Here is a 14,020-nt window from a genome sequence, read left to right on the forward strand (position 1 = left end):
AGAGTTCGGGAATCCGGGCAGATTGACCAGAAAAACCGCACAAAAGTGGTCCAGAACTGCCTTCAGGCCGCGTTTTTCGAGAAAAATAGGTGCCGAGCAGATTTTATTGCTCGGTTTTTCAGCGACCTGTTAAACTCGGGGAATTTCACGGAGAGTCCAAACTCCATACTAAAATAAGCGATCCACGTTTGCAGGGAGGATTTTGAAAAATATTTCTGAAACCAACGTGTCGGTCGCAACTTTTGGCGATGCTGCTGTAGATCAAAAAAATCAGCATCGTTGGCTAATCGGTCGACAATGCTGGAATCCAGATTTTGCAACAGTAACCAGGGATCCCTGGTGGCCTTCCAGACCGTCTCATCCAAGCGTTCCCATAACAAGTCGCTACTGTAGCTACGAGACCAACGAAGATCGAAAGTGAGTTCAGTCAAGCCCTCAAGAGCCTTGGGAAGCTGGAGTAATACATAGAAGGGTGTGATGTCCATGGATTTCTCCTCAGGCGCTACGTCCTAGTATACAACATTTACACTGGGGAGATTGCAACTCGCACCATCCCAGAGGATGAAAGAGAAAGGGTAATGAGGCCGAGCCACTGTTGAGCGATACCACTCTAAATCTAACCGGACTGCTTTGTGCTATTCCATACCCTGGGATGCCACTTCGAGACCGCACAGCAAGGGGCGCACCGCAGGCAGGTGATTTCGATATATGTACGCACCATCATGCCCGGTATATATAAAACCAGATTGCTTTTTATATAACTGCACCACATCATAGGGCCAGATGGTCATAATACCCAAATCATCACCTGCTCTCTCATCAGAGAAGCCGACGGCGCCGTCACGATAGAACGCTGGTAATCCAGCGAATCCAGTTTGTAGATCTCATAGTACACCTATCACCTCTTATGCGGCTCAGGGTTGGCAGTTTTTTTTGCGGAAGGCATCAGAAGTGCAATAACCAACATAGCCAGAAAACTAAATAATAAAAAGTAAAAGGCATCTAGAATTCCGCGCATAGCCGCATGCCGACCTAGTTCCATGCCCAAGATTTGCCAATTCAGCTCTCCGGGATGAGTCCCCATGATTGCTAATGAACTTCTTAGCACTGGAGAGTATGGATTGATATGCCCGCCCATCTGGTTCCAGGCCACTTGCGCCTCTTCTGTCAGGATTGTCGAAACGATAGCAATTCCAATAGATCCGCCCAGATTGCGCATCAGGTTAAAAATTCCAGACCCTGCAGGAGTATCTGCTTTGCTAAGAGTAGCGAAGGCCAATGTAAATAGTGGTATGGAGATTAATCCAAATCCCAATCCACGAATCACTCCAGGCCATATAATCCAACTTTGGTTGATATGCAAATTATATGAAAGGCTCAGCCAAGTGCCCAAACTTCCCAAAGCCACACCAACCATCACCATCAGTCGGGGATTTGCCCCACGATTGAGTAATCGTCCAGCCATCCACATAGAAATCCAGGAACCGATTCCTTGAGGAGCCATTACCAAGCCGGTCGTTTGTGGTTCGTATCCCATAAAATCTTGTAGATAGATGGGAAGTATAACCATGGTTCCGTAAAGAGCAAGACCAAACAGGCCAATGCCCAAACTACCCAAAGTTAGTGAACGATCAGCCAAGAGAGAAAGATCGACTACAGGACTGGAGATAGAGAGGCTGCGTACCAGAAACAGGAAAAAACCCAACCCAGATACCACCGCAGCGCCGACAAGAAAATGAGAACTAAACCAATCATCTTGATCACCAAGACTGAGAATTAACTGAAGGCCGCCGAGACCAATCGTCATCCAGATCAATCCGAGCCAATCTAGGGGGCGTGGATGGTCACTACGCCCAAAATCTGGCACATAAAAGAACAGCAACAAAAGAGCAATCGCTCCGACAGGCAGGTTAACATAAAAACACCATCGCCAAGAAAGATCCTCGGTGAGGTATCCGCCTAGCACTGGCCCAACGATGGGGCCCAGCATCGTGCCCATTCCTAGAGTCGCCATTGCCACACCTCGCTTGGCTCGCGGATAGCTTTCGACCAAAATTGCTTGCCCAACGGGAACCAGGGATGCGCCAAAAACGCCTTGAATGAAGCGCCAGAAAACAATTTCCAAAAGGGTATGAGATTGTCCGCTCAAAGCAGAGCAAATTAGAAAACCCGCAACGCTCCAAAGAATCAGACGACGCTGCCCAAGATGCTCTACTAACAGGCCGGTCAGTGGTGTCACAATTACCATGGCAAGCATGTAGGTGGTCAATGCCCAAGTAATTTGGTCACTATTCGCATGCAGTGAACCCTCCATGTGCGGCAGGGCAACATTCACAATGGTGATGTCCAGTACATTCATGATGATGGCAGTCATCACCGCAATGGTAATAATTAACAGGTGGGGAGTAATAACCACCACGCTTGGCTCAGATGTGGAATTCACTCTCGAAGACTTGACTTAATCGCGAGCAATAAGTACGGAACAATGTGCCGTCTGTGAAACTTCCGTAGCAACACTGCCCATCAGCATCTCACGCCATCCACGGAGACCATGACTGCCAAGCACCAACAAATCTGCTTCTATTTTCTTCGCTATGGCAACAATCATACCTCCTATATGTCTTGATCCACTGGCATCTGTCTCTAGCAAATGTGTCTGAGGGGTTATTCCGCGTTCGTTGGTCTGCCGAGCGAACTTTTGTAGCAGCTCTCTTCCCTCCTCTTGTAATAGCGCGATGGACTCGGGAGTAGCATAGTAGGCTCCGTAAACATCCACCACGGTTAGGATATGCAGGGTCGAATGATAGGCCTGGGTAAGAGTGAAGGCGTGTAGTGCTGCGGACTCTGAGGCTGCGCTGCCGTCCACTGCCAATAGGATGGTCTTAAACATTCACTCCTCCTGTGTGCGAAGAGAACCAAGATACTATCAAGCCTATGTCGTCCGCTACTCGCCGGGAGAGCAAAGCAGTGCGAGTAGTCCCCATGAAGATGTAATGAATGCCTTCTACAGGACCAGCAGCGGGGTGTCTTTCAGAAAGGGAGCCCTCGCTTGAGCTGGGCGGCGTCGAATTGCCAAGGTGGAAATTCATTCACAGAAAGGACTCGCTCTGAAGGTTACAATCTATGATCTGGACTTGGAAAAGCGTGTGATGCTGTTGCACTGGGTGGATTGAGATACCGGTGAGATTCATCGCACGTGGGCGAAACGCGAGAAAGTCCTGGAGTTTTTCGTGATACAGGAGCCTGGGCTGATCACCAGGGAGTGGTGTGGCAGCGTTCCCCACTGGACCCAGAAGTTAGGCAAGCTTCGTCACGAGATACGCTTGATTGCCGCCCTTTGTCATGAGGTGCGTACACTGCCGCATGGTGGGCATCGCCACTTGGGAGACGACTGTGTCGTATGCGCCCCAACGGGGACGGAGGGACGCACATGACCAGAACAATGTCCGGGGCCTACATCCAATCGCCAGGGTAAGGCCGGTCACGCATGGACGTGCGAAAAGGCTTGTGAGCACGGTGACCCCCCTTCCTCCGAGAGAATGCGATTCCGCCTCACCAGGAACACAGGCCCAGAGGAAAACATTGAAACATCCTTCCGAATTCTATGCTATAAAAGTACAAGAGGGTTTGATTTTCTGCCCCGCGCGGCATACCTCCCCTCCGAATCGTGGGGGTGTTGTAGCAACCTACCAACTTGTCAGGAGTGTATATGGAAACGAGTCGATTCATCCGTTTTTTCGATCAAATTGGTGTTAATGACGTGCCTGTGGTAGGTGGCAAAAACGCCTCCCTCGGAGAAATGTACCGCAAGCTCTCGACTCAAGGGGTGCGTGTACCCAACGGCTTTGCCATTACCGCTGATGCCTATCGCTACGTGCTGGATACCGCAAACGCCTGGGGAGCATTGCACGAAGCGCTTGATGACCTCAACCCGGCAGACATGCAGGATCTTGCCCGAAGGGGCAAGCGTGCGCGTGAGATCGTGTACGGCGCGACGTTACCCACAGACCTCGCCGAAGAAATCATTGCTGCTTATCGTCGACTCCAAGCCGAATACGGCGAGGACGTGAGTCTGGCGGTGCGCAGTTCGGCGACTGCCGAGGATCTGCCCACTGCAAGCTTTGCTGGTCAGCAGGACACCTACCTGAATATTCGTGGCGACCAGAGCCTGCTTGACGCTTGTCGTCGTGACTTCGCCAGTCTGTTTACCGACCGCGCCATCCACTATCGAGTGGACCAGGGCTTTGACCATTTCAGGGTGGCACTGTCCATCGGTGTCATGAAAATGGTGCGCTCGGACCTGGCCGCTTCCGGAGTGATGTTCTCCCTAGACACGGAGTCCGGATTCCGCGATGTGGTCTTTATCACCGGAGCCTATGGTTTAGGAGAGAACGTGGTCCAAGGCGCCGTCGATCCCGACGAATTCTATGTCCACAAACCCACGTTCACTGCAGGACATCGCGCAGTGCTCCGCCGCAGCCTGGGTGCCAAAGCAATGAAAATGGTTTTTGTCGAGGGCGAAACACGGGAAACCACGCGGAACATTCCCACCCCGCAAAAGGACCGCGAGCGCTTTTGCCTCTCGGACGCAGACATTTTGGAATTGGCCGATGCGGCGATCAAAATCGAGCAGCACTATGGCCATCCGATGGATATGGAGTGGGCCAAGGACGGGATCGACGACAGGATCTACGTCGTCCAGGCACGACCAGAAACAGTGGCCTCACAACGTCGTGCCACGACAATTGAAAGTTATGTCATGGATGGAAAGGCAGAGGTACTCACTAGTGGCCGCTCGGTCGGTGAGAAAATCGCCAGTGGACGGGCGCGAGTCGTTACCAGCGTAGCGCATCTGTCCGAATTCAAGCCCGGAGAAGTTCTTATTGCCGATACCACCACACCGGACTGGGAACCGGTCATGAAAACCGCAGCAGCCATTGTCACCAATCGCGGTGGACGCACCTGCCATGCGGCAATCATCGCCCGCGAACTTGGAATCCCTGCTGTGGTGGGCGCTGGCAATGCGACCAGTACCGTAGGTGATGGCGAGAACGTTACCATTTCCTGCGCCGAAGGAGACAGCGGCAAGGTGTATCGTGGAACTATCCGGTTTCATGTAGAAAAAACAGAGGTAGGAGACATCCCACGGCCCAGAACCGGCATTATGATCAATATTGGAAATCCGGATATTGCTTTCAAGACTGCGTTTCTACCAAATGATGGTGTTGGTTTGGCACGGATGGAGTTTATCATCAACGAATCCATCAAGGCGCACCCGATGGCGTTGTTGCATCCGGAAAAAGTACAAAATCCGGATACACGACAAGCCATCGAACATCTTCTCTCGGGATACTCGGACGGGGCCAGTTTTTTTGTGCAACGACTATCAGAAGGCATTGGAACAATTGCGGCGGCATTCTGGCCCAAGCCAGTCGTTGTGCGTATGTCGGACTTCAAATCAAACGAATATGCAAGCCTGATTGGTGGTTCCGATTTTGAGCCTGACGAATCCAATCCGATGATTGGTTTTCGCGGCTCTTCCCGTTATGCCCATCCAGCCTACGCCGAGGGCTTCCGATTAGAATGTCTGGCAATGAAACGTGTTCGCGAGGACATGGGGTTATCTAATGTGATTCTGATGCTACCTTTCGTGCGTCGCGTTTCTGAGGCAGATGCCGTATTAGCCAAAATGAGTGACTTTGGACTGACACGTGGGGAAAATGGACTGCAGATCTACGCAATGTGCGAGATTCCCAATAATGTCATTCTGATCGACCAGTTTGCCAAGCGTTTCGATGGGTTTTCCATTGGCTCCAACGACCTCACCCAGCTTACCCTAGGTGTGGATCGTGACAGTGAAATCGTCGCCTTCGACTACGATGAACGCGACGATGGAGTAAAAGAAATGATTCGGCTTGCCGTGGAGGGCTGCCGTCGCAACGATATACATTCTGGATTATGTGGTCAGGCGCCATCGGATTACCCTGAAATGGCCGAATTTCTGGTGCGCCTGGGTATCGACACGATGAGCTTGAACCCAGACACCGTGATTGCTACCACGCGGCACGTGCTGGAAGTGGAGGCTCAGCTACAAAAGCAATCGCGCAGCGGGCATTCCTGATCTTTGCATTATGCAGGTGTACAAAAAAGAGGAGAAGCAATGCTTACGTCATTATCGAACATGCCTCCGAATTATTTTCAGCCAAGCGACACTAACTCCTTGCATGCGAATAGAGGATGAGGGCTGAAGATGAAGGCAGAAGCGATGAATCTGGTGCAGTGCCAGGAGCGCTTTGGCACAGAGGAAGCCTGCATGGAAGCTCTGAAGCAGCAGCGCTGGCCTAACGGCTTCCAGTGCCCGAAATGTGGGCATGACCACGGCCATTGGATAGCGGATCGAAAACTCTATCAATGCGGGCGTTGCCGCCATCAGACTTCGGTCACGGCGGGCATGCTCTTTCATTCCAGCAATGTGCCGTTGGTGCTGTGGTTTTTGGCCATCTACCTGATGGGTTGCGACAAAGGCGGGCTGTCGGCCTTGCGACTGTCCAAGCAGATTGGCGTATCCTGGATTACCGCGCATCGGATGCTGCGCAAAATGCGTCGTGCCATGGCCGATCGCGATAGCATCTATCGCTTGGGCGGTCTCGTGGAGGTAGATGATGCCTTCGTGGGCGGCCGGAGCTCCGGAGGCAAGTGTGGTCGTGGGGCAGAGGGGAAGACGCCGATTCTGGTCGCTGTAGAAAACCGTAGCAAAAAGGCTGGATTCGTTGCGATACTGGAACAACGCACCCATTTGCGGGTCTACTTTGCCGACCCTCACAGTCCTTGGCAGCGGCCCACTAACGAGAACACTAACGGGCTTCTGCGCCAGTACTTCCCCAAAGGAACCGATCTGTCGCAATACTCCCAGCAATACTGGACCAAAGTGTCCGAGGAGATGTAAGCGATCGCTCCGCGGCGTTCTTTCGTTGAGGGTATTGTGTTGCCAGCATGATGGCTCCTTGGGACGCTTGGAGAAGTAAGATCATGCGCAGCTCGGAAGAAAAGACGCGGTATTGGCAGGAGATGGTGACGGCACAAGAGACCAGCGGGCTGTCAACGCCGCAGTTTTGCCAAGGGCAGGGTCTGGTTCTTTCGCAATTTTACTACTGGCGGCAGCGGCTGCGGGGTGGGGCCAGCCAAAAGACGGCGGCATCTTCCAGCGTTGCCCCCTTGCCCGAGTTCCTGAAGCTGGGATTGCCAAGCGAGCGGGAGACAGGGATTTCTTCCTTGGAGATTCGTCTGGACTTGGGCGCCGGCTGCACCCTTACCATTCGCCGCGGCTGAGATGTTTTTTCCCGAGGGGCGCATCCGGGTCTTCGTCTGCCGGGTACCGGTAGACATGCGCAAGTCTTTTGACGGGCTGTCGGCTTTGGTGCGGCAGTTCCTGGGGCAGGATCCCTTGTCTGGGCACTGTTTCGTCTTCGTGAACCGCCGCGCCACGCAGATGAAGGTGATCTACTGGGATCGCACAGGGTATTGCCTCTGGGCCAAGCGCCTGGAGCGCGGCCAATTCTGGAGCTGGCAGCGACCTCCAGCGGGGGAGTTGGATTGGACCGGTTTGAAACTCCTGCTCGAGGGCCTCGAAGTGGCCAAAACACGCCGTCGCTATCAGCGCCAAGTCCCCGAAAAACTGGCGGAAACTGGGAGTTAGCGCTATGATTCTGCAATGGAAACAGAGACTTCCTCGCTCCCACGCAACTACCCCGAAGCCCTCGCCGCTTGGCAATTGCAGGTGCTCCTCAACCAGTCCCTGCGGGAAGAATTTCAGGCACAGATCCAAGGTCTTCAAGCCCAGCTGGATTGGTTTCGCCGCCAGCTCTTCGGACCCAAGAGCGAGCGCCGTCTTCCGCCTCCTCCCATAGAGCAGCTCAGTCTCGGCGAGATCTTCGAGGCGCAGGAAAAACAGCCGGTTCCTACCCGTACCGTCGCTGCCCATACCCGCACGGTGGCCAAGCGCCCCGAGGAGAAGGCAGAGAGCCTGCCCTTCTTCGACGAATCGCGCCTGCCGGTCGAAACCATCGTGCTGCCGGCTCCCGAGACCCAGGGGCTGGACCCTTCGGCCTATGAGATCATCGACACCAAGATCAGCTATCGCTTGGCCCAAGAGCCCGCCAGCTATGTAGTTCTCAAATACGAGCGGCCCGTAGTGAAACTGCGCGACTCCGGAAAGATCACCCAGGCCCCGGCGCCTGCCGCGGTCTTGGAGGGTGGTCGGGCTGACGTCAGTCTCCTGGCGGGAATCCTGATCGACAAATTCCTCTACCATCTGCCCTTGTATCGGCAACATCAGCGCATGACCCAGCAGGGGCTGCGGGTGAGCCGCTCCTGGCTCACGGACTTGGTGCAACGCTCCATCTTCCTGCTTGCACCGATTTATGCGGCGCAGTTCGAGAGCATTCGCCAATCGCGGGTGCTGACCATGGATGAAACCCCCATCAAGGCCGGATTGTCAGGGAAGGGCAAGATGCACCGAGGGTATTTCTGGCCCGTCTTTGGCGATGCCCAGGAGATCTGCTTTCCCTATGCCGCCACCCGGGGCACGGTCCACATCGAAGAGCTACTCGGCAAGCTGCCGCCGGGCACCGTACTCCTGAGCGATGGCTATGCCGCCTATGCCCGGTTCCAGAAAGAGAACGAAGGGCTAGTCCATGCCCAGTGCTGGGCGCATAGCCGCAGAGAATTCGTCAAGGCCGAGGCCCATGAGCCCGAGCGGGTGGCCGAAGCCCTCCGGCAGATCCGGGAGTTCTATCGCATCGAGGAAGAAATCCAGGAGAAACAACTCACCGGGCAGGCCAAGCGGGAATACCGCAGACGACATACCCTGCCGCTGGTGACAGCCTTCTTCCACTGGGTAGAGCAACAGCTCCAGGACATCGCCCTGCTACCGAGCAACCTCTTCACCAAGGCCTTGGCCTATGTCCATAGCCGCAAAGGTCCGCTCCAAGTCTTTCTGGAAGATCCCGACGTACCCATAGACAGCAACCACATCGAACGACAGATCCGACCGATTCCCCTGGGCCGGAAGAACTGGCTCTTTTGCTGGACCGAGTTGGGCGCCGAGTATCTCGGGATCATCCAGAGCCTGCTCAGTACCTGCCGGCTTCAGGGGGTGGACCCGTACGACTACCTCGTCGATGTCCTGCAACGGGTGGCCACCCACCCCGCCAAGGACGTGGCGCAGCTCACCCCAAGACTCTGGAAAGAGCACTTCGCCGCCAACCCCCTGCGTTCTCCGCTGTATCACGTCCGCAAGCCCGCATAAAGAACGCCGCGGGGAGACCGGTTACGAGGAGATGAATAATCGCCAGCGGAAGTAATGGCACAGAAACTCAAGGAGTTAAGTAGCGGTGTTGCACTTCAAGATTGAAATCGCCCGGCCTCCAAAGTGACTACACAGACGTGACGGCTGCTGCACTGTCGTTAAGAAACCCAATCGCCTTGTTAGATTGGCAATCTGCGAAATTATCTCCTGCTGCATCCAAACTTATGTGCAGTCTAGAGAATGGTTCAGACCCATTCCCTACGGTCTTCCCAGCCCTCTTTATCGATTTCGGGAATATTCTGCAATAAAGAAACTAGAGCCTCTACTTTGGTGCCTGGTTTGGGAAGATTTCGCAGCGCCTGCGCCAACTGACGTATTTCCCGCTCTGACAAGGTCAGAGAAATAGCCTGCGCTTCTGTCTTGCATTGCATAAGATATCTCCATTATGACTACGAACACTGCAGAAAGTATTTCGGCTGCTGAAATGTGTTATCTAAAGATAATGCTGCTTCTGCTGCAAGATAAGCTAGATCCAGTGCTGCTCTATTGCAATTTACGGCCTGCTTGAGCAGCTCGCTGCTAATGGACTCGGCATCGGCCTTGGATAACGTAATCTGATATCCCCCTGATTATGATTTCACCATTTCCATAGGGCACTCCTATTGCCAATATCTTGGAAAACGTATCCGTAGAGAGAATAACCGGCATTTGTTGGACTTCTCTGTCGTGATGTTGTCCTTGCAATCCTTCTTTTCACCATCGAAGCAGTAGTCGGTTTTCCTGCTGCAGCAGGTGATCTCGGATCAACAGCAGATAACGTCGATAACGCGATATCTCTGTTTCCATCAAGATTTTATGTTGGACGAGATCATCAGAACAGTCCTCTGGTAGAGCTTCGAGAACATTCTGCCATTTATCCTGCAGCACTTCATGACGATTCTCGAGCACATCAAGTACATCAAGCAATTCACTTCGTGCTTTCCCAATCATTTCCTGTTGTTGATTCATCAGTTGTCTAATGGCCACTGCTCGTTCTCCCATGTTTCAGCCGATCAGCACGGAGGCGAGGAGGGCAAAACGGTAGTGCCTGCCCCCCACGTCCTTATTTGCTAATGCGCCAGATAACTTGCTTTCTTGGTATACCGACCACGGAATACCCAGATCTGGTACCAGTTATAGAGAATCATGATGGGTACAAACCCCGTCATGAACAAGGTAAACACCGCGATAGAGTCTGCCGGGTTAGCAGCCTGCGCGATGGTCCAGGTGTTCGGGACGATGTAGGGAAACATGGTTGCCCACATGGCAAACCAGAGTAGTGCCACCACCCCTTCTCCCCAAAGCAACGCGATAAAATCTCTCTGCATCGAATGTGCCATCATCGATTTGAAGGCAGCAAAGAGCACCACCGCCAACCAAAGGGCCCATATCCACCAGTGGGGGCCGGTCCATTTTGCTGCCGCCCAAGGGAAAATGGCATACGACCAAATTACCACCACGACAATCGCGGCTAAGGCAATATAGGAAAATAAGGTGGTCCACTTTTGCGCCTTGACATTGATTTCATCTCCCGGCTCAAAGCGGGCACACAGATAGAGGCCACCTGCAAGTCCGGCGGCGATGACTGCACCAATACCGGTAAAGAAGGAGAAGGGCGTCAAGAAGGTCAATGCATTCCCGCTATAATGCGGCACGGGTGAATTGACAAACAACCCAGGCGCGTGTGCGGCCATAGCCGGGCCTACCTTCATGGGAAATCCCTGCAAGGTTGCACCCAGGGCCAAACCCGCACCAAATGGGGCAAGAAAACTTCCGAAGGCGAAGGCTCTGCCCCACAATCTCTTACTACCCGTCGCGTGGACATGAAACTCGAATGCCACGGCACGAGAGATGACTCCCCATAAAGCAAGCATGAGCGGGATCATGAGATAATTGAATGCCGAGCCATACACCAGGGGAAAGGCCCCAAAAAGTACGCCACCTGCTACCACCAGCCAAGTTTCGTTACCGTCCCACATCCCGGCCATGGACGCCATGATGGCACCACGCTCTTCCTCATCACGAGAAAACAGAGCAAAAATCCCGGCACCCAAATCTGCGCCATCCAGGCCGATGTAGAAAAGGAAAATCAGGCTTAATAACAACCACCACCAAGTGGTGAGTGTGTCAGCGATTCTGCCAATATCAAACAACATGAGTAAGCTCCTTGTGCTATCCCTCGAACCAGGTTCGAGGGAAACGTCATCACGGTTCTTGCCGCAATACTGGCTTGGCAAAGTGGGGAGTGACCAAACCACCGCCCGCTTCTGGGGCTTCCCCTTCTTCGTGCGCACCGGGTAATGGGCTATGAAGATCCGGACCCTTGCGGATAATCTTGCTAAAGAAATACCAGGCGCCCGCCCAGACACTCAGTTCGAAGGTGATATACCCCAGGAACCAAATCACTTCTTGCCCAATTCCCATGTGACTGGTGCCTTCATAGGTGCGCATGAGTCCATACACCACCCAAGGTTGCCGGCCCACTTCGCGTGTCCACCAGCCGGTCCAGATCGCGAGATAAGGGAGAAACCCACTGAACACCATCAATCGCAAAAACCAAGGCCGTTGCCGCAATCCGGACACCGTAAACTTACCGCGCATTATCAGAGCAGTGCCCCACAGCGCCATGAAGAAGAGAAAGAAGCCAATGGCGACCATGATCCGGAAGGCATAGAACGGTACCCATACGTCAGGACGATCTTTAGCCGGGAAGGCGTCCATACCTGTCACTTTACCGTTCAGGGTGTGGGTCTCTAATAGGCTCAATACATGAGGAATGGTGATGGCAAAGACATTGCCGTCATTCTTTGCATTTGGTATGGCGATCAAATGCCATCCAGTGTTCACTTTTCCATCGGGTAAGTAGGTATGGTAATGACCTTCCATAGCCGCCAGAGAAGTAGGCTCGGAATGCGCTACATCCACTCCCAAGCTATCGCCCAGCCAGATTTGCACCGGAGTTACGATCAGCAATGCCAATACCGCCGGCTTGAGCATCTTGAGGAACAAGTCGGCATGACGGTTTTTCAGGATATACCAAGAACTTACAGCAGCCAGCACGAAGAAGCCCAACACCATGGTCGCCACCCACATGTGTGGAAATCCCCAGCGGGCATTGGCATTGAATATGGCATGCCACCAATTGGTGACCTGAAAAATGCCGTTCTTCAGTACGACCCCATCTGGAGTTTGCATCCAGGAATTGGCGACTAGGATCCAATACGCCGATAGGCTCGAGGCGAGCGCCACATTGAACGTGGAAAACAGGTGCATTCCCTTGCCGATCTTGTTCCACCCAAAGACCATGAGACCAATGAAGCCGGCCTCGTACATGAAGGCAGTAATGGTTTCAAAGCCCAAGATGTTGCCAAAGAACGGACCTGCGGCCTGTGAGAACGGACCGTAGAGAATGCCGAAGGCCATCTCCATGGTTACCCCCGTTGCGACACCAGCGCCAAAATTGACAATGAAGATTTTTTCGAAGAACCGCTCCAGGCGATACCATCGCTCGTCGCCAGAGCGCAACCAAGCGACCTCCAGCCCAAAAAGAATCCAAGAGACGCCGATGGTTAGCGGCGTCCATAGGATATGCATGGATGTAATCCAGGCAAAGTCCAGCCGACTCAATAGGATCGGCAAAGTATTTTCCATTAGCATGACAATTCACCTCCAAAGACGCCACAAGTGGTAGCGACTGTAGATGATGAAGCATCAAGCGTGCCCGGCATTGTCGGCATTAAAAAACAGGGGGTTGAAAAAATGAATTGTGAATTGTCACTTATAATTGTGTGCATATCACCATAAAAAGAGACCAACATCCGCTTGCTTTACCCCAATAATGATATTTCGCAATTTCCAATGTGATTTCGCTTGCTTTCGAATGCCTATCCGCTACTCTTACTCTATCAACGATCACCGGAGACGTGCTCGAATGGCCGACCAAGTGATGAACCTGGGGCTTTCTCCCTGCGGTAGCTGCCCAATTCATCGGTGGAGTATTTTCGCAGGACTATCGACGGGAGATTTACAGCAGTTACCGATGCCCGTCTATGATCTGCAGGCGACCCGCGGCACAGTGCTGAGCCACGAGGGGCAGCCCGCCGCCACGGCTTTTGTCGTTCGCAGTGGTGTCGTCAAGCTGGAGAAAACCGGCCCACGGGAGACGCATCTCGTACAGCTTTTGCGCAGTGGCGATATCTGGGGCTTTGAGGGACTGGATCAGTCGTATTACCAGCACACGGCGACGATTCTGGAAAATGCACATATCTGTTCTTTAGAGGTAACTGCCCTGCACCAGTGGTGCGAGCAAGAACCACGCGTCCGGCAAGCAATTCGCATGCGGCTCCAGCAGGCACACCAGGAAACAGAGAATCATCTCCTCTTGGTGCTTTCCGCAAGCGCGGAACTCCGTGTGGCAGGTTTCCTGACGCGTTGGTGTCGGGACTTTCCCGATGGACAGAAAATTTCCCTGCCACTCCACCGGGAGGAATTGGCCAGCCACCTGGGCATGTCGACCGCCCACCTCAGCCGAATCATGGCAAAATTTAAGCGGCAACACTTGATTCGTGAGCAGCATGGCTGGATCCAAGTCGATTACCAACGGCTGCGAAACCTCCTTTTTCCAGAGGCTGAAGCAAGTGATAGCGACCTGGGTTGATTGGCTAGCAGAGTGGC

General features: G+C 53.3%; 12 protein-coding genes and 1 pseudogene. 6 read left to right on the forward strand and 7 right to left on the reverse strand.

What is annotated here, in order from left to right; translation table 11 throughout:
• Positions 1 to 62: 62 nt before the first annotated feature.
• From ORD17_RS08330 to ORD17_RS08340, 3 genes are all read right to left on the reverse strand, one after another.
• Entirely contained in the window at positions 63 to 485 is a 423-nt protein-coding gene (locus ORD17_RS08330; RefSeq protein WP_308387903.1) for a DUF3417 domain-containing protein, read from the reverse strand.
• 413 nt (positions 486 to 898) lie between these two features.
• On the reverse strand, positions 899 to 2,419 hold the full coding sequence (locus ORD17_RS08335) for a DHA2 family efflux MFS transporter permease subunit (RefSeq protein ID WP_308387904.1): 1,521 nt from the start codon (positions 2,417 to 2,419) through the stop codon (positions 899 to 901).
• 39 nt (positions 2,420 to 2,458) lie between these two features.
• Positions 2,459 to 2,890 (reverse strand): universal stress protein, encoded by a 432-nt coding sequence (locus ORD17_RS08340; RefSeq protein ID WP_308387905.1) that lies wholly within the window; start codon positions 2,888 to 2,890, stop codon positions 2,459 to 2,461.
• Positions 2,891 to 3,709: 819 nt separating this feature from the next.
• On the opposite strand from ORD17_RS08340, the gene ppsA reads away from it, so the two are divergent.
• From ppsA to ORD17_RS08365, 5 genes and pseudogenes are all read left to right on the forward strand, one after another.
• Positions 3,710 to 6,121 carry a phosphoenolpyruvate synthase gene (ppsA, locus tag ORD17_RS08345; protein WP_308387907.1) on the forward strand — a complete coding sequence of 804 codons (2,412 nt, stop codon included), beginning with the start codon at positions 3,710 to 3,712 and terminating at the stop codon, positions 6,119 to 6,121.
• 129 nt (positions 6,122 to 6,250) lie between these two features.
• Positions 6,251 to 6,916 (forward strand): annotated as a pseudogene (locus tag ORD17_RS08350) (IS1595 family transposase); the annotation flags it as partial.
• A 113-nt stretch (positions 6,917 to 7,029) separates the two neighbouring features.
• Positions 7,030 to 7,329 carry a hypothetical protein gene (locus ORD17_RS08355; RefSeq protein ID WP_308387602.1) on the forward strand — a complete coding sequence of 100 codons (300 nt, stop codon included), beginning with the start codon at positions 7,030 to 7,032 and terminating at the stop codon, positions 7,327 to 7,329.
• A gap of 1 nt (position 7,330) precedes the next feature.
• Positions 7,331 to 7,696, forward strand: a complete 366-nt coding sequence (tnpB, locus tag ORD17_RS08360) for an IS66 family insertion sequence element accessory protein TnpB (RefSeq protein ID WP_308387601.1) — start codon at positions 7,331 to 7,333, stop codon at positions 7,694 to 7,696.
• A 15-nt stretch (positions 7,697 to 7,711) separates the two neighbouring features.
• Positions 7,712 to 9,307, forward strand: coding sequence for an IS66 family transposase (locus ORD17_RS08365; protein WP_308387600.1), 1,596 nt, complete (start codon positions 7,712 to 7,714; stop codon positions 9,305 to 9,307).
• A 245-nt stretch (positions 9,308 to 9,552) separates the two neighbouring features.
• Here the strand turns inward: ORD17_RS08365 and ORD17_RS08370 are convergent, their stop codons facing one another.
• The 4 genes from ORD17_RS08370 to ORD17_RS08385 all read right to left on the reverse strand — a co-directional run bounded on the left by ORD17_RS08370 (position 9,553) and on the right by ORD17_RS08385 (position 13,003).
• Positions 9,553 to 9,738, reverse strand: a complete 186-nt coding sequence (locus ORD17_RS08370; protein WP_308387909.1) for a hypothetical protein — start codon at positions 9,736 to 9,738, stop codon at positions 9,553 to 9,555.
• Between the two features lie 322 nt (positions 9,739 to 10,060).
• Entirely contained in the window at positions 10,061 to 10,333 is a 273-nt protein-coding gene (locus ORD17_RS08375) for a hypothetical protein (protein ID WP_308387911.1), read from the reverse strand.
• An 83-nt stretch (positions 10,334 to 10,416) separates the two neighbouring features.
• On the reverse strand, positions 10,417 to 11,502 hold the full coding sequence (locus ORD17_RS08380) for a cytochrome d ubiquinol oxidase subunit II (RefSeq protein WP_308387912.1): 1,086 nt from the start codon (positions 11,500 to 11,502) through the stop codon (positions 10,417 to 10,419).
• A gap of 49 nt (positions 11,503 to 11,551) precedes the next feature.
• The gene (locus ORD17_RS08385) at positions 11,552 to 13,003 is read right to left on the reverse strand and encodes a cytochrome ubiquinol oxidase subunit I (protein ID WP_308387913.1); all 1,452 of its coding nucleotides are present in this window, start codon (positions 13,001 to 13,003) and stop codon (positions 11,552 to 11,554) included.
• A gap of 274 nt (positions 13,004 to 13,277) precedes the next feature.
• On the opposite strand from ORD17_RS08385, the gene ORD17_RS08390 reads away from it, so the two are divergent.
• The gene (locus tag ORD17_RS08390; RefSeq protein ID WP_308387914.1) at positions 13,278 to 14,003 is read left to right on the forward strand and encodes a Crp/Fnr family transcriptional regulator; all 726 of its coding nucleotides are present in this window, start codon (positions 13,278 to 13,280) and stop codon (positions 14,001 to 14,003) included.
• Positions 14,004 to 14,020: the final 17 nt, after the last annotated feature.

Source organism: Acidithiobacillus sp. AMEEHan, assembly GCF_030996345.1.
In the GTDB taxonomy this organism is placed as follows: domain Bacteria; phylum Pseudomonadota; class Gammaproteobacteria; order Acidithiobacillales; family Acidithiobacillaceae; genus Igneacidithiobacillus.